14 protein-coding genes are annotated in these 15,239 nt (G+C 66.6%); 9 read left to right on the plus strand and 5 right to left on the minus strand.

The genetic code is table 11. From position 1 onward, the window contains the following. The first annotated feature begins 57 nt into the window (after positions 1 to 57). Positions 58 to 3,321 (plus strand): hypothetical protein, encoded by a 3,264-nt coding sequence (locus ACSLUQ_RS04550; RefSeq protein ID WP_461807808.1) that lies wholly within the window; start codon positions 58 to 60, stop codon positions 3,319 to 3,321. 122 nt (positions 3,322 to 3,443) lie between these two features. Here ACSLUQ_RS04550 and tyrS read toward each other — a convergent pair whose 3' ends face one another. Together tyrS and ACSLUQ_RS04560 are read right to left on the minus strand one after the other, a co-directional pair. Next, positions 3,444 to 4,697, minus strand: coding sequence for a tyrosine--tRNA ligase (tyrS, locus tag ACSLUQ_RS04555; protein ID WP_417774206.1), 1,254 nt, complete (start codon positions 4,695 to 4,697; stop codon positions 3,444 to 3,446). Positions 4,698 to 4,997: 300 nt separating this feature from the next. Next, positions 4,998 to 5,471: an Lrp/AsnC family transcriptional regulator gene (locus tag ACSLUQ_RS04560; protein WP_417774207.1), complete on the minus strand. Its 474-nt coding sequence runs from the start codon at positions 5,469 to 5,471 to the stop codon at positions 4,998 to 5,000. Positions 5,472 to 5,620: 149 nt separating this feature from the next. Between ACSLUQ_RS04560 and ACSLUQ_RS04565 the strand changes: the two genes are divergently transcribed. Beyond that, positions 5,621 to 6,661 carry a zinc-dependent alcohol dehydrogenase family protein gene (locus ACSLUQ_RS04565; protein WP_461807809.1) on the plus strand — a complete coding sequence of 347 codons (1,041 nt, stop codon included), beginning with the start codon at positions 5,621 to 5,623 and terminating at the stop codon, positions 6,659 to 6,661. 108 nt (positions 6,662 to 6,769) lie between these two features. Here ACSLUQ_RS04565 and rplI read toward each other — a convergent pair whose 3' ends face one another. The 3 genes from rplI to rpsF all read right to left on the minus strand — a co-directional run bounded on the left by rplI (position 6,770) and on the right by rpsF (position 8,179). Further along, entirely contained in the window at positions 6,770 to 7,372 is a 603-nt protein-coding gene (gene rplI / locus ACSLUQ_RS04570; RefSeq protein ID WP_417774209.1) for a 50S ribosomal protein L9, read from the minus strand. A gap of 93 nt (positions 7,373 to 7,465) precedes the next feature. After that, positions 7,466 to 7,714, minus strand: a complete 249-nt coding sequence (gene rpsR, locus ACSLUQ_RS04575) for a 30S ribosomal protein S18 (protein WP_029057383.1) — start codon at positions 7,712 to 7,714, stop codon at positions 7,466 to 7,468. A gap of 15 nt (positions 7,715 to 7,729) precedes the next feature. Further along, on the minus strand, positions 7,730 to 8,179 hold the full coding sequence (rpsF, locus tag ACSLUQ_RS04580) for a 30S ribosomal protein S6 (protein ID WP_417774210.1): 450 nt from the start codon (positions 8,177 to 8,179) through the stop codon (positions 7,730 to 7,732). Between the two features lie 379 nt (positions 8,180 to 8,558). Here rpsF and fabD point away from each other — a divergent pair, with 379 nt between their 5' ends. From fabD to gmk, 7 genes are all read left to right on the plus strand, one after another. Beyond that, positions 8,559 to 9,506 (plus strand): ACP S-malonyltransferase, encoded by a 948-nt coding sequence (gene fabD / locus ACSLUQ_RS04585; RefSeq protein ID WP_461807810.1) that lies wholly within the window; start codon positions 8,559 to 8,561, stop codon positions 9,504 to 9,506. Between the two features lie 36 nt (positions 9,507 to 9,542). After that, a complete protein-coding gene (fabG, locus tag ACSLUQ_RS04590) occupies positions 9,543 to 10,280 on the plus strand; it encodes a 3-oxoacyl-[acyl-carrier-protein] reductase (protein ID WP_417774212.1) in 738 nt (245 codons plus the stop codon). Between the two features lie 279 nt (positions 10,281 to 10,559). Beyond that, positions 10,560 to 10,796 (plus strand): acyl carrier protein, encoded by a 237-nt coding sequence (locus tag ACSLUQ_RS04595; protein WP_417774213.1) that lies wholly within the window; start codon positions 10,560 to 10,562, stop codon positions 10,794 to 10,796. A gap of 63 nt (positions 10,797 to 10,859) precedes the next feature. Further along, positions 10,860 to 12,125 carry a beta-ketoacyl-ACP synthase II gene (gene fabF / locus ACSLUQ_RS04600; protein ID WP_461807811.1) on the plus strand — a complete coding sequence of 422 codons (1,266 nt, stop codon included), beginning with the start codon at positions 10,860 to 10,862 and terminating at the stop codon, positions 12,123 to 12,125. Positions 12,126 to 12,249: 124 nt separating this feature from the next. Then, positions 12,250 to 13,434 carry an endolytic transglycosylase MltG gene (gene mltG / locus ACSLUQ_RS04605; protein WP_417774215.1) on the plus strand — a complete coding sequence of 395 codons (1,185 nt, stop codon included), beginning with the start codon at positions 12,250 to 12,252 and terminating at the stop codon, positions 13,432 to 13,434. 146 nt (positions 13,435 to 13,580) lie between these two features. Continuing rightward, positions 13,581 to 14,495, plus strand: coding sequence for a YicC/YloC family endoribonuclease (locus tag ACSLUQ_RS04610; RefSeq protein ID WP_461807812.1), 915 nt, complete (start codon positions 13,581 to 13,583; stop codon positions 14,493 to 14,495). 84 nt (positions 14,496 to 14,579) lie between these two features. Further along, positions 14,580 to 15,206 carry a guanylate kinase gene (gene gmk, locus ACSLUQ_RS04615; RefSeq protein WP_461808464.1) on the plus strand — a complete coding sequence of 209 codons (627 nt, stop codon included), beginning with the start codon at positions 14,580 to 14,582 and terminating at the stop codon, positions 15,204 to 15,206. The last annotated feature ends 33 nt before the right edge of the window (positions 15,207 to 15,239 follow it).

A 15,239-nucleotide genomic window follows, 5' to 3' on the forward strand; every position in this document is an offset into this window, starting at 1 on the left:
AGGACTGGAACACTGTTAAATCGGCTGACCCACCGCAACAAGCCTTTGCGGGATACCTTGCGCAAGCCCCGCAGGCCGCGCCTTCTCGTCTGGGGCTGCGGGCTGCTCCTCGTGCTGGTGCTCGTCGTCGGCGCGATGCTGGCGATCCTGCTGCAGGGGCCGGTCTCCATCGGCTATCTGGCGCGCGCGGTGGAGGCGCGGGCCTCCTCGGACCGCGCCCATGTCACCGTCGGCTCGGCGACCATCGACCTGTCCTCCGGTCTGCCGGCGCGCATCGAGCTTGCCAATATCGCCATCGAGGTCGAGGGCGATGTGCCGCTCTCCGTCGTGGTGCCGCGCATTTCCGCGCCTGTCGACCTGCTCGCCGCCCTGTCGGGCCGTTTCGAGGTCTCCACGATCACCCTGGAACAGCCGAAGCTTTCGATCCAGCGGCCGGAGAGCGACAACACCGATATTCCGGCGATGGAAACCCTTTCGCTCGCCGCCGACAGCGCCGCGCGGCTGGCGCTCGACCAGCTCGCGCGCCGCGCCATCGAGCGCATTGAACTGGTGTCGGCGGAAGTCGTGGCGGAAGGCGCGGCGACCTACCGCATGCGCGGCATAGACGCGGTGCTGACGCGCGAGGGAGATGCCGAGCTGAAGGTCGATGCGGAAGTGGCCGGCCGCCTCGGGCGCTGGCGCGTCGGGCTCCGCCACAGCGTCGATCCCGGCAGCGGCGCGCGGCTGGTGCGCATCGACGTCGACGATGTGACCCTCGGCGAGTTCATGCCGCTGGAGAGCAACATCAGCACGGGCAAAGGGCTAGGCGTGCCGGTCGACATCCGCCTTGATTCCACCCTCGACAAGGACGGCGCCTTCGTCTCGACGCGGCTTAGCGCGGTGGTCTCGCCCGGCTGGATCAACACCGGCCGTTCCGTGGTCGCCTTCGACAAGATCGACATGCAGTTCGCCTGGCTGGCGGGGACGCCCGGCTTCCAGATCGCGCCTTCCGTCTATGTGCGCGGCAACACCGTCATCCCCTTCGAGGGGGTAGTGCAGCCGCCACGCGACTGGGAGACGCAATGGTCCTACCGCATCGTTTCCCACGATGCCTCGATTGCGCCCGACGACGTGCCCGGGCCGCCCTATGCGATGGAAACACTGCTCGTCGAGGGACAGGCCGACCCGATGGCGCGCGAGATCGCCTTCAACCGGATCGCGCTGCGCTCCGGCTCGGCCAATCTCGACGGCGCGGGATCTCTGACGCTGCGCGACGACGGTCCCTATCTGGCGCTGGCGATGGAGAGCGGGCCGATGGCGGTGGCGACGCTCAAGCGCATCTGGCCGGTGACCACGATCCCGCCGGCGCGCGACTGGGTGATCGAGCACATGATCGACGGGCGGATCGACGGCGGCCGTGCCACCATCGCGCTGCAGCCGCCCGCCTTCGACGTGTCCGATCCAGCTCCCGGCTGGTCGGGCGACGATGTGACCGTCGAGATCAGCTTCTCCGACCTCAGTCTCAAGACCGTCGGCACGGTGCCTGTGGCACAAGGGCTCGACGGCAAGCTGACGGTCTCCAACGAAGTGCTGAAGGTGGCCGCCTCGGACGGCATCATGGTCGCGCGTGCCGGAGAGCAGATCGCGGTGGATGGTATCGATTTTTCCATCCCCGACATTCGCGAGAGCGGCGACAAGACCGGCGTGCTCAAGCTGACGCTTGACGGGCCGGTGGCCTCCGTCGCCACGGTGCTGGACGCGGAGCCCTTCCACGTCCTCAAGCAGAAGGGGATCACGCCGGCCGATGTTTCCGGCTCCGCCAAGATGGTTCTGTCCGCGCGGTTTCCCCTGATCAAGGATATCGACATCGACACCGTCGACTGGCAGGTCTCCGGCAGCTTGCGCAACTTCGCCAATGCAAAGCCGATCGAGGGGCAACGGCTGTCGCGCGCCGATCTCGCCTTCGACGTGGACGACCGCCGGCTCGAGCTCAAGGGCAAGGGGCGGCTCGACGGGCTGCCTGCCAATCTCGATCTGGTCATTCCCCTCGGCAATGGCGAGGGCGCGGCGGTGGCCGCGCGCCAGGGCGTGGTACTGGATGTGTCGGCGGATCAGCTCGCCGGGCGCGGCATCGATCTGCGCGAGTTCGTCAACGGCCAGCTTCGGCTCTCCAGCGAGGAGACGGAGACCGGGCAGAGCTTCGAGATCGACCTCGCGCGCGCCCGCATCGATCTTGCACAGGTTGGCTGGACGAAGAGCTCCGGCGTGCCGGCAACGGCGCGCTTCACCATGACGGAGACCGGTGGGCGGCGCGAGATCCGGGGCTTCCGGCTGACATCGGAAGGCGTCGAGATCGCCGGTTCGATCACGCTCGACGGCGCCGGCGATCTCGTCAGCGCCCAGTTCAACCGTTTCGCTCTGCGGCCGAACGACGAGGCGACGCTCAGGATCGGCCGCGAGGGCGGACAGACTGTCGCCGACTTCCGCGCCGCGCGGTTCGACGGGCGCGGTCTGATCGCGAGCCTCGCCAGCCCGGGCGAGAGCGGCAAGGGCGCCGCGAAGAAGCCTGCCTACCGTGTCAGCGCCGACATCGACCAGCTCACCGGCTTCAACGGCGTCAGCCTCGCCAATGTCACGCTGCGCATGTCGATGGGCAAGGACGGCATTCGCGCGCTCTCCCTCAACGGCATGTCGAGCGCGCGCGGGCAGTTCCAGTTCTCGCTTTCGGAGGAAGGGGGCGGCCGCAAGCTCACCGGCTCCATCGAGGACACAGGCGCGCTGCTGCGCTTCGCCAACCTCTATGAGCGGATGCGCGGCGGTCGTGGCATCCTCTCCGTCTCCATGCCGTCGCAGGAGAACTGGAGCGGCCGGTTCAAGGTGAAGCGGCTGGCCATTACCGAGGATCCGGCGATCCGGGCTCTGGCGCGCTCCAATCAGGTCATCGACGCGGGCTCGCGCCGCAAGCAGATCCTCGCCGGCTCGGAGCGCAACGGAGAAGCGTCGTTCAGCGCTCTCGACCTGTTCTTCGAACGGCGTGGCGACCGGCTGACGATCACCGAGGGGACGCTGGAGGGCGCGACCATCGGCGGCACCGTCTCCGGCAACGTCAATCTCGCCAACCGGACGCTGGATCTGACCGGCACCTTCGTGCCGATCTTCGCGCTCAACAATCTTTTCGCCAAGATCCCGATCCTGGGCTTCGCTCTGGGCGGGGGCTCCGACGAGGGGCTGATCGGCGTGACCTACAAGCTTTCCGGCGCCATCGGCGAGCCGGTACTCACGGTCAATCCGGCCTCGGCCATCGCGCCGGGCATTTTCCGCAAGCTGTTCGAGTACCGCTGAGCCGGCAAGGGGGCGAGCCCGCCTGCACCCGCGACCGCCCACCATTCCGGCTGTGAACGCAAAACGGGCGGCCCCAGGGGCCGCCCGTCGTCGTTTGTTGTTGCGGCGGCTTGCGCCGGTGGTCAGACCGCCTTCAGCAGCACATGGCGCTTCTTGCCGAGGGAGAGCTTGAGGACGCCGTCCGTCTTGAGATCGGCCGTCGTCAGCACGCGCTTCTCGTCCTGCTCAACCGCGTCGTTGACGCGGATGCCGCCGCCCTTGACCTGACGGCGGGCCTCGCCGTTGGAGGCGCACAGGCCGGCGGTGACGAAGGCGGCCAGAAGGCCGATGCCGTTCTCGAGCTCGGAGGTGGCAATGTCGACTGTGGGAAGACCATCCGCCATCGCGCCTTCCTCGAAGGCGCGGCGCGCGGTTTCCGCCGCCTCGTCCGCGGCGAGCCGGCCATGGGCCATGGCGGTCGCCTCGGTGGCGAGGATCTTCTTGGCCTCGTTGATCTCCGAGCCGCCGAGCGCGGCAAGGCGCGCCACCTCGTCCAGCGGCAGCGTGGTGAAGAGCTTCAGGAAGCGCTCCACGTCGCCGTCCTCAGTGTTGCGCCAGAACTGCCAGTAGTCATAGGGCGACAGCATGTCCGGGTTGAGCCAGACCGCACCGGCGGCCGTCTTGCCCATCTTGGCGCCCGAGGCGGTGGTGAGCAGCGGCGTTGTCAGTGCGAACAGCTCGACCTCGGCCATGCGGCGGCCGAGGTCGACGCCGGAGAGGATGTTGCCCCACTGGTCGGAGCCGCCCATCTGCACGCGGCAGCCGGTACGCCGGTAGATCTCGACGAAGTCGTACCCCTGGAGCAGCATGTAGTTGAACTCCAGGAAGGAGAGATGCTGCTCGCGCTCCAGACGCAGGCGAACGGCGTCGCGCTGGATCATCTGGTTGATCGAGAAATGCCGACCGACATCGCGCAGGAAATCGACATAGTTCAGCTGCATCAGCCAGTCGGCGTTGTCGAGCATGAGCGCGTCCTTCGGCCCGTCGCCGAAGTCGAGGAAATGGTCGAACACCTTGCGGATGCCGGACTTGTTGTCCTCGATCTGCTCCTCCGACAGGAGCGGGCGCGCGTCGTCGCGGAACGAGGGATCGCCGATGCGCGTGGTGCCGCCGCCCATCAGCGCGATCGGGCGATGGCCGGTCTTCTGCATCCAGTGCAGCATCATGATCTGGACGAGCGAACCGACATGCAGGCTCCTGGCCGTGCAGTCGAAGCCGATATAGGCCGTGACCGTCTCGGACGCATACAGCTCGTCGAGCCCGGTCGGGTTCGAGATCTGATGGATGAAGCCCCGTTCGCTCAGGGTCTTCAGGAAATCCGATTTGAAAGCGGTCATTGTGCCTGATTGTCCATTGAGTTGGTCGATTGTGCCCGTCGCGGGCCTGCACCTCATACCCGATGTGGCTGCCAAGATCACGGAGGAAATGAGCGGAATCCGGCAGCTGTTGCCACACCGCATCCTGGTCTGCCTCGCCAGGGGACAGGCTCCGCGCGCAAAAGAAAAGGCGACCGGACGAACCGGCCGCCAAGGAGTTTGCGGGTCGAAGCCGACGGGCAAGGATCGACGGCAATGTCGATCTGTCGGCACCGGGACTTCACTAGCACCGGTGCATGACGGCGCGGTGACGGCGCCGGTTCAGTCACGCTCGGCCACGGGCAGCAGGTTCGAGGCCTTCAACTCGCGCAGCGACAGGCTGGATCGTATCCCGGTGACGCCCGGCAGCTTGCGCAGGACCGCCTCGACAAAGGCGCTGTAGGCGTCGAGGTCGCGGGCAACCACCTGCAGCAGATAGTCGGCGTCGCCCGTGGTGTTGTGGCAGGACAGAACATTGGGGCTCGCGGCGATGATGCGCTGGAACTCGGCCGTGTCGCGCTCGCCATGCCGGGAGCAGGTGAGTTGCACGAAGGCCATCACACCGAGCCCGAGGGCGCGCCGGTTGAGCACCGCCTGATAGCCTTCGATCACGCCGGTTTCCTCCAGCCGTTTCAACCGCCGCCAGCAGGGCGTCTCGCTGAGCGAAAGCGACTCTGCCAACCGGGCGTTCGAAAGACGCCCGTTTCGTTGCAGACGGTCGAGAATGTCGGCATCCAGCCTATCGATCCGGGTCATTTGAGGGGATTCTTGTCCGTGTTTGGCGATGTGGGGAAGAGTCTGCCGAAATTTACGACCCAACCGTGAAGTTGGAAAGACAAACCTCGCAGCCGCCGACTAGGATGCCGCCACTTGATCCAAGCAACCCGGTCCGGCAGGGAGAACCGATGAAAGCCGTCCTCTATGAAGCCTTCTCGCAGGCCCCGAAACTCGTCACGCTGCCGGACCCCGCGCCGGATCGGAACGGCGTCGTCATTGGCGTGCGCGCCACCGGTGTGTGCCGCAGCGACTGGCATGGCTGGATGGGCCATGATCCGGATATCGAGCTGCCGCATGTGCCGGGCCACGAGCTTGCCGGCGTGATCGAGGCGGTGGGCCGCGACGTGACGCGCTGGAAGGTGGGGGACCGGGTGACGGTGCCCTTCATCAGCGGCTGCGGCACCTGCCCTGAGTGCAACGCCGGCCACCAGCAGGTCTGCCACAACCAGACCCAGCCGGGCTTCACCCATTGGGGCTCCTTCGCTGAGTTCGTCGCCATCCACCAGGCGGATCTCAATGTCGTCGCGCTTCCCGAGAGCGTTGATTTCGCCACCGCCGCAAGCTTCGGTTGCCGCTTCGCGACCTCCTTCCGCGCAGTGATCGATCAGGGCAAGGTGTCGGCCGGCCAGTGGGTGGCGGTGCACGGCTGCGGCGGTGTCGGCCTGTCGGCGGTCATGATCGCCAATGCGGTGGGTGCGAATGTCGTCGCCATCGATATTTCGGAGGAAAAGCTGGCACTGGCGCGCGCCCTGGGCGCCGTCCACACGGTCAACGGGGCGAGCGTCGGCGATGTGCCGGCGGCGGTGATCGAGCTGACCGGCGGCGGCGCGCATGTGTCGCTCGATTCGCTCGGCCATCCGACCACCTGCTTCAACTCGGTGCTCAATCTGCGCAAGCGCGGCAAGCATGTGCAGGTGGGGCTGATGCTGGGCGAACAGAGCACGCCGGCCGTGCCGATGAGCAAGGTCGTTTCCGACGAACTGGAGATCCTCGGCAGCCACGGCATGCAGGCGCACCGCTATGACGCGATGCTGGCCATGGTGCTGTCAGGGAAACTCGCGCCGCAGCGGCTGGTGGGCAAGGAGATCAGTCTGGAAGAGTCGATCCCGGCGCTGATGGAGATGGATCGTTTCCAGTCCGTCGGGGCGACGATCGTGACGCGCTTCTGACCCACGGAACCCTGTTTGCGAAACGAAAAGGCCCCGCCGGGCGATGCCGGGCGGGGCCTGATTTTTCGAGACTGATGTCTTCAACCGCGCAAGCGGAGAGAAATCAGATCAGAGCTCTTCCTCGGAAGCCTCTTCGTCGGCGTCGGTCTCGGTGGCCTCGCCATCCTCGTCCTCGCCCTCGAGGTCCTCGTCGTCTTCCTCGAACTCGAACGTGTCGACTTCGCGGCCGGTGAGGTCCTCACCGCGTGCCTGACGCTCGGCTTCGTCCGCGGAGCGGGCGATGTTGAGCGTGACCGAGACTTCGACTTCCGGGTGCAGAAGAACGATGACCTCGTGCAGGCCGATGGTCTTCAGCGGCTTGTCGAGGCGAACCTGCGAACGCGACGCGGAGAAGCCGCCGTCGGTCAGCGTGTCGGCGATGTCACGGGTGGACACGGAGCCGTAGAGCTGACCGGTCTCGCCAGCCTGACGGATGACCATGAAGGTCTGGCCGTCGAGGGTCTTGGCGACGTTCTCGGCCTCACCCTTGCGCTCGAGGTTGCGGGCCTCAAGCTGGGCGCGCTCGGTCTCGAAGCGGGCCAGGTTGGCCTTGTTGGCACGAAGCGCCTTGCCCTGCGGGAGGAGGTAGTTGCGCGCGAAACCGTCGCGCACCTTCACCACTTCGCCCATCTGACCGAGCTTGGCGACGCGCTCAAGAAGAATGATCTGCATGTGTATTGTCCTTTTCGTCTGTCCCGCGCGGTTTAACGCGCGGTTAGAGGCCGCGCGCCAGGCGGCGGCCTCAGCCGATTTGGTGTCGCGATCTTACTTGATCACGAAGGGCAGCAGGCCCAGGAAGCGGGCGCGCTTGATGGCGCGGGCCAGCTCACGCTGCTTCTTGGCGGACACGGCCGTGATACGGCTCGGCACGATCTTGCCACGCTCGGAGATGTAGCGCTGCAGGAGGCGGATGTCCTTGTAATCGATCTTCGGAGCGTTGGCGCCGGAGAACGGGCAGGTCTTGCGACGACGGAAGAAGGGACGGCGCGTCGGAAGCTGTGCGATATCGACCATGGTTGTGTCTCCTTCTTATGCTTCGTCGAACCGGCGGCCACCACGGTCGCCACCGCGATCGCCGCGGTCACCACCACGATCGCCGCGCTCGCCACGGTCACGGTCGCCACGGCCACCACGTCCGCCGCGACGGTCGTCACGGTCGCGCTTCTGCATCATCGCGGACTGCTCTTCCTCGTGTGCATCGACCTTGAGGGTCATGAAGCGGAGGACGTCCTCGTTGAGGCGCATCTGACGCTCCATCTCGGCGACCGCCGCGGGCGATGCCTCGATGTTCATCAGCGTGTAGTGAGCCTTGCGGTTCTTGTTGACCCGGTAGGCGAGGGTGCGAAGGCCCCAGGCCTCGACCTTGCCGACGGATCCGCCATTCTCGGCCAGAAGGGTCTTGTACTGCTCGACCATCTGCTCGACCTGCTGGGCCGAAACATCCTGGCGCGCCATGAAGACATGCTCGTAAAGCGGCATGGTTCTTTGCCTTTCCAGTGGTTCAAATTTCCGGAACCCGGCGCCAAGCCTCTTCGAGCCTTCAGGAAAGGCAAATCGAAGCTACTTCGAAGGCGGAGACACGGGAAGTCGGGCGGCATGTGCGCCGTCCTGTCAGACCGCGACGCGCATTCGGCGCGCCACATTCCGACCTTCCGTTCAGCCCCCGGCCTGAGTTCCGAACGAAGTCGCGCTTATACACCAGTTCGCCCCGCGCGCAAGGCCCGGCGCTGGCGCAGCGGCGTTTTTTCGGCCACGGGACCTTGACAGGGCGGCGGTCGCCCGTGTCATTGCGCCCCAGTCTCATAGCATGACGCACGCCGGCGCGAAGGTTCGGCGAACGAAAGGTGGAGATCTTGTCATGAGCATTGCTTTCACATTCCCCGGTCAGGGCAGCCAGGCCGTCGGCATGGGCAAGGACCTTGCCGACCAGTTCGCCGAGGCCCGCGCCGTGTTCGAGGAGGTGGACGAGGCGCTCGGCCAGAAGCTCAGCGACGTCATGTGGAATGGTCCGGCCGATGACCTGATCCTGACCGCCAACGCCCAGCCGGCGCTGATGGCCGTGAGCCTTGCCGCCATGCGGGTGGCGGAGGCACGCGGCCTCGACCTTGCCGCCTCGGTCGCCTTCGTCGCCGGCCATTCGCTCGGCGAATATTCCGCGCTCGCCGCCGCCGGCTCCCTGAGTGTTGGCGACACCGCGCGGCTGCTGCGGATTCGCGGCGCCGCGATGCAGCAGGCGGTGCCGGTGGGCGAGGGCGCCATGGCGGCGCTTCTCGGCCTCGATTTCGACGCCGCCGCAGAAGTGGCCGCCGAAGCGGCCGCCGATCAGGTCTGCCAGGCGGCCAATGACAATGCGCCCGGGCAGGTGGTCGTCTCCGGCCACAAGGCCGCTGTGGAGCGCGCCATCGAGATCGCCAAGGGGCGCGGCGCGCGGCGCGCGGTGCTGCTGCCGGTCAGCGCGCCGTTCCATTGTGGCCTGATGCAGCCGGCCGCCGAGGCGATGGCCGCGGCGCTCGCCGAGGTGGATCTGCGGGCCCCGGCTGTGCCGCTGGTCGCCAATGTGCTGGCCTCGGCGATCACCGACCCGGACGAGATTCGCAAGCGGCTCGTCGAGCAGGTGACCGGAACCGTGCGTTGGCGCGAATCCGTGACCTACATGGCCGATGCCGGCGTCACCACCGCATTCGAGATCGGCACCGGCAAGGTGCTGACCGGCATGATCAAGCGGATCGCCCCGGGCGTGACCGGCATTGCCGTGTCCACCCCTGCCGACATCGATGCCCTGATGGACCATATCGCTTCGGCCTGATAGGCATTCGAAGCAGGAACGAGCGAGAGGAAACGCATGTTCGACCTCACTTCCAAGACCGCCCTCGTGACGGGCGCCACCGGCGGCATCGGCGCCGAGATCGCCCGCGCTTTCCATGCGCAGGGCGCGACCGTGGCGCTTTCGGGCACGCGCGCCGAGAAGCTGGAGGCGCTGGCCGCCGAACTCGGTGAGCGCGTCCACGTGCTGCCGGCCAATCTCTCCGACCGCACCGCCGTCGATGCGCTGGTGCCGGCGGCCGAGGCGGCCATGGGCCAGCTCGACATTCTCGTCAACAACGCCGGCATCACCCGCGACAATCTCTTCATGCGCATGAAGGATGAAGAGTGGGACGATGTGATCGAGGTCAACCTGACCGCCGGCTTCCGGCTCTGCCGCGCCGCCGTGAAGGGCATGATGCGTCGCCGCTCCGGCCGCATCATCGGCATTGCCTCCGTCGTGGGCGTCACCGGCAACCCGGGGCAGGCCAATTATGCAGCCGCCAAGGCCGGCATGATCGGCATGGCCAAGTCGCTGGCCCGCGAGGTCGCCTCGCGCAACGTGACGGTCAACACCATCGCACCCGGTTTCATCGAAACGCCGATGACGGACGCGCTCAACGACAAGCAGAAGGAATCGATCCTTGCCAGCGTGCCGGCCAATCGTCTCGGCCGCGCGGGCGAAATCGCGGCCGCCGCTGTCTATCTGGCGAGCGACGAGGCGGCTTATGTGAATGGCGACACGCTTCATGTAAACGGCGGCATGGCCATGATTTGATTTGGGAATTCCGGCGTCGCTCACAGGCAGTCCGGTGACGCCGGAGCAGGGTTCGCGCCCGCTGGTCAAGGCTGGTAAAGTATGTTACGAACCCGCCGGCCAGCACACCCGTTCACGAATGTTCGGCGCTCGGGCATGGCCGACCTTGCGGGCAATACGCGCCTTGCCCGGTCGGCGTGGGCTGGAACCCCATTCACCACGTTCCGAAGATCGGATACGAGGTACGGCGCCAAGCGCTGAACAAGCAGAATACCGTTGTTATCAATCGAGGAAATACACATGAGCGACATCGCGGATCGGGTAAAGAAGATCGTCATCGAGCACCTCGGCGTCGACGCCGAGAAGGTGGTGATTGAGGCCAGCTTCATCGACGACCTGGGCGCTGACAGCCTGGACACCGTCGAGCTGGTCATGGCTTTCGAAGAAGAGTTTGGCGTTGAGATTCCGGATGACGCCGCCGAGACCATTCTGACGGTCGGCGATGCTGTGAAGTTCCTGGAACAGAACGCCGGTTAATCCAGTTGTCGCCGCCGGGCGGGGCCCTTCGTCCCGCCCGGCGCGCCCAAATGCAGGTTTGTGATGAGGCGAGTTGTCGTAACCGGCCTTGGCATGGTCACGCCGATGGCGTGCGGTGTCGAGGAGAGCTGGACCCGGATTCTCAACGGCGAGAGCGGTGCGTCCCGGATCAGCAGTTTCGAGGTTGAAGACCTCGCTTGTCAGATCGCCTGCCAGATTCCGCGCGGCGATGGCTCCAACGGGACGTTCAATCCGGATGACTGGATGGACCCCAAGGAGCAGCGCAAGGTCGATGAATTCATCGTCTTCGCCATGGCTGCCGCGGAGCAGGCCATCCGCGATTGCGGCTGGTCGCCGAAGACCCCGGACGAGCAGTATCGCGCAGGCGTGCTGATTGGCTCCGGCATCGGCGGGCTCCAGGGTATCGAGACGACGGCCCATGTCCTGCGCGACAAGGGCCCGCGTCGGATCTCTCCCTTCTTCATCCCCGGTCGCCTGATCAACCTGGCGGGTGGCTACGTGTCGATCCGTCACGGGCTCAAGGGGCCGAACACAGCGGTCGTCACCGCTTGCTCGACCGGCGCCCATGCCATCGGCGATGCTGCGCGCCTGATCGCGCTGGACGATGCCGACGTGATGGTTGCCGGCGGTGCGGAATCGCCCGTTTGCCGTCTCGCGCTGGCCGGCTTCGCCGCCGCGCGTGCGCTTTCCACAGGTTTCAACGACCGCGCCGAGGAGGCCTCGCGCCCCTATGATGCCGCCCGCGACGGTTTCGTCATGGGTGAGGGCGCCGGTGTTGTCGTGCTCGAGGAATACGAGCGCGCCAAGGCCCGCGGCGCCAAGATCTACGGCGAGATCATCGGTTACGGCCTGTCGGGCGATGCCTATCACATCACCGCGCCGGCTGCCGACGGCGACGGAGCGTTCCGCTGCATGCAGGCCGCGCTGAAGCGCGCCGGCCTCACGGCGTCGGAGATTGATTACGTCAACGCTCATGGCACCTCGACGCCGCTCGGCGACGAGATCGAGCTGGGTGCCGTGCAGCGGCTTGCCGGCGATGCCGCCGCCGGGCTGACGATGTCGTCGACCAAGTCGTCCACCGGTCACCTGCTGGGTGCCGCCGGTGCGATCGAGGCGATCTTCTCGCTGCTGGCGATGCGCGACAGCATCGCGCCGCCGACGATCAACCTGCAGAATCCGTCTGTCGAGACGGCCATCGACCTGGTTCCGAACACGGCCAAGAAGATGACCATCGACACGGCGCTTTCGAATTCCTTCGGCTTCGGCGGAACCAACGCGTCGCTGGTGTTCCGCAAGGTCGCGGCCTGACGCAAGTCTTTCGTGGCGCCCGGGCAGAGCCCGGGCGCCACGGGCCCCATGTCTTCGCGGTTTGGCCACAATTGCGCGGCAATTGGCGACAACCTTTCCTCGATCAAGCTGACCCGTGGGACCCATGACCGAGACGCGCAACACAGATTCCGAGAACGGCGACGATACGGAGCAGGCTCCGTTCCGACCGCAGCCCAAAAGCCCGCGCGAGGCGATCCAGCCCGAGCCGGGCCCGCCGCCGCCGGTGCGCTCGCGCCATGTGCGCAATCCCTTCGTCATCGTCATCAACGCCCTGCTGACACTTGCCGTCCTCGGCGTGCTCGCCACCGGCGGGCTGCTCTACTGGGGCAAGGGCGAGTTCGATTCGACCGGTCCGCTGACCCAGCCGAAGACGGTCGTGATCTCCTCCGGATCCGGCCTGCAGGCGATTGCCGATACGCTGGAAAACGAGGGCGTTATCTCCAACGGCATGGTGTTCTGGGCGGGCGTGCGCGCCTACAAGAACGCGGCGAAGCTGAAGGCTGGAGAATATGCCTTCGAGCCTGGCAGCTCGATGCGCGAGGTCATGGACGACCTCGTCTCCGGCAAGGCCGTCTACCACACGCTGACCATTCCCGAGGGCTGGACCAGCGCGCAGATCATCGAGCGCGTGCGCGAGCATCCCGTGCTCACTGGCCCGATTGACGAGATCCCGGCGGAGGGCTCGCTGCTGCCGGAGACCTACACGTTCACCCGAGGCCTGTCGCGCAAGCAGATTGTCGAGGAAATGAAGGAGCACCAGACCAAGGCGCTTGCCGAGATCTGGGGCCGCCGGACGGAGGGCCTGCCGGTCGAGACGCCGGAGCAGCTGGTGATTCTCGCGTCCGTGGTGGAGAAGGAGACGGCGCGGGCCGACGAGCGTCCCCGGGTTGCCGGCGTCTTCGTCAACCGGTTGCGCAAGAACATGCGGCTGCAGTCGGATCCGACCATCCTCTATGGCCTGCATGGCGGCGCGGCGTGGACCAGCGACCGCTCGGCGATCACGCGCTCCGACCTCGACAAGCCGAACCCCTACAACACCTATCAGATCGACGGGCTGCCGCCCGGGCCGATCGGCAATCCGGGCCGTGCGGCGATGGAGGCGGTGGCCAATCCGTCGCGTACCAAGGACCTCTATTTCGTCGCGGACGGCACGGGCGGTCACGTGTTCGCGGAGACCTACGAGCAGCATCAGCGCAATGTCGCCAAGTGGCGGCGGATCGAGCGCGAGCGCCGTGCGGCGGAGGCCGCGCCGGAAGCTCCTGCTGCCGCGGACGACAAGACGAACTGACGGCGTTGGGCGCCATCACCGGGGCGGCGCGGTTTCGCGGGCCGTGCCGGACGGACGACATTCAGGCGAAGGCCGGCGGTCATGCGCCGGCTTTTGCATTTGCGGGCCGGGGTGTTGGACCGCGATGACAGGCTGAGGCAGGGGCAATGACTGGGGAAACGCAAGACGGAGCGAAGCTGCGCAGCATGACCGGTTTCGGCCGGGCGGAAGGCGGTATCGGGGCCGCCCGCTGGACCTGGGAGCTGCGTTCGGTGAACGGCAAGGGGCTCGACCTGCGCCTGCGCTTGCCGGCGGGGCTTGAGGCGCTGGAGGCGCCGACCCGCGAGGTGCTGTCGAAGCGCCTGTCGCGCGGCAATGTCACGGCAGGGCTGAGCTACCAGCGCTCGCAGGGCGAGTTCGCTCCGCAGATCAACGAGGCGGCGCTCAATGCGGTTCTTTCCGCGCTGGAGACCGTGCGCCGCCGGGTGCCGGACGCCGCTCCGATCGCACTCGATGGCATTCTCGCCCAGAAGGGCGTGATCGAGTGGAAGGAGCCGGAGGAGGACGAGACCGAACGCAGCGCGCTCGACGCGGCGCTGCTGGCCAGCCTCGCACAGGCGGCCGACGCGCTTGTTGCCATGCGCGAGGCCGAAGGGGCGACCATCGAGGAGGTTCTGCGCGGCCATCTGCGCCAGATAGCCCGGCTGACGGCCGAAGCCGAGGCTGCGCCCTGCCGCAGCCCGGAGGCGATCCGTGCAAAGCTCGCCGAGCAGGTTGGCGCGCTGATGGAAACGGGGGCGGCGCTCGATCCGGCGCGCCTTCATCAGGAAGCGGCGCTGCTTGCCACCAAGGTCGACATTCGCGAGGAACTCGACCGGCTGGTGGCCCATGTGGCGGCGGCGGTCGCGCTTCTCGACGGCGCCGGTCCGGTGGGCCGCAAACTCGATTTCCTCGCGCAGGAGTTCAACCGCGAGGCCAACACGCTCTGTTCCAAATCGAACGGTACAGACCTCACCGCCATCGGGCTGGAGCTCAAGACGGTGATCGACCAGATGCGTGAGCAGATCCAGAACCTGGAGTAGACGATGGCGAGTGACACGACTGCGGAGAAGACGGGGGGCACCGTCGTGACCGCCGAAGTTGCCGAGGCAAGCCGCCGAGGCTTGATGCTGGTGCTTTCCTCGCCGTCGGGCGCGGGAAAGTCCACCATCGCGCGCCAGCTTCTTGAACAGGAAAGCAACCTCAAGCTCTCCATCTCGGTGACGACGCGGCCGCGCCGCTCGAGCGAGATCGAGGGCGTGCACTATCATTTCATCTCCCGCGAGCGCTTCGAGCAAATGCGCGAGCGCGACGAACTGCTTGAATGGGCCGAGGTGCACGGCAACTACTACGGCACGCCGCGCGATCCGGTGGAAGAGGCGCTGGCGACGGGGCGGGACGTGCTCTTCGACATCGACATCCAGGGCACCTTCCAGCTCTATGACGCGGTGCGCCAGGACGTGGTGTCGATCTTCATCCTTCCGCCTTCCATCGCCGAAATGAAATCGCGCCTGCACCGGCGTGCCGAGGATACGGACGAGGTTATCCGCCGGCGGCTGAAGACGGCGGTGGGCGAGATGAAGCACTGGTCGAAATACGATTATGTGATCGTCAATGACGATCTGCAGCTTGCCTTCGACGGTGCGCGCTCGATCCTGCGCGCCGAACGGCTGCGCCGCGAGCGCTGCCCCGCCATCGGCCCGTTCATCGAGGGCATGGTCGACGATCTGAAGCGCGAGACCGGCGAGGGCTGAGGTCTTGCCGGCCCCGGCGAACCGTCCGGTTCC

Source organism: Stappia sp. ICDLI1TA098 (assembly GCF_054880955.1).

Coding starts and splice junctions, on each gene's coding strand:
- rpsR (WP_029057383.1), bottom strand. CDS start 7,714: ATGGTCGATATCGCACAGCTTCCGACGCGCCGTCCCTTCTTCCGTCGT.
- tyrS (WP_417774206.1), bottom strand. CDS start 4,697: ATGACCGCTTTCAAATCGGATTTCCTGAAGACCCTGAGCGAACGGGGC.
- fabD (WP_461807810.1), top strand. CDS start 8,559: ATGAGCATTGCTTTCACATTCCCCGGTCAGGGCAGCCAGGCCGTCGGC.
- rpsF (WP_417774210.1), bottom strand. CDS start 8,179: ATGCCGCTTTACGAGCATGTCTTCATGGCGCGCCAGGATGTTTCGGCC.
- gmk (WP_461808464.1), top strand. CDS start 14,580: ATGCTGGTGCTTTCCTCGCCGTCGGGCGCGGGAAAGTCCACCATCGCG.
- ACSLUQ_RS04560 (WP_417774207.1), bottom strand. CDS start 5,471: ATGACCCGGATCGATAGGCTGGATGCCGACATTCTCGACCGTCTGCAA.
- ACSLUQ_RS04565 (WP_461807809.1), top strand. CDS start 5,621: ATGAAAGCCGTCCTCTATGAAGCCTTCTCGCAGGCCCCGAAACTCGTC.
- fabF (WP_461807811.1), top strand. CDS start 10,860: ATGAGGCGAGTTGTCGTAACCGGCCTTGGCATGGTCACGCCGATGGCG.
- mltG (WP_417774215.1), top strand. CDS start 12,250: ATGACCGAGACGCGCAACACAGATTCCGAGAACGGCGACGATACGGAG.
- ACSLUQ_RS04595 (WP_417774213.1), top strand. CDS start 10,560: ATGAGCGACATCGCGGATCGGGTAAAGAAGATCGTCATCGAGCACCTC.
- ACSLUQ_RS04610 (WP_461807812.1), top strand. CDS start 13,581: ATGACTGGGGAAACGCAAGACGGAGCGAAGCTGCGCAGCATGACCGGT.
- rplI (WP_417774209.1), bottom strand. CDS start 7,372: ATGCAGATCATTCTTCTTGAGCGCGTCGCCAAGCTCGGTCAGATGGGC.
- fabG (WP_417774212.1), top strand. CDS start 9,543: ATGTTCGACCTCACTTCCAAGACCGCCCTCGTGACGGGCGCCACCGGC.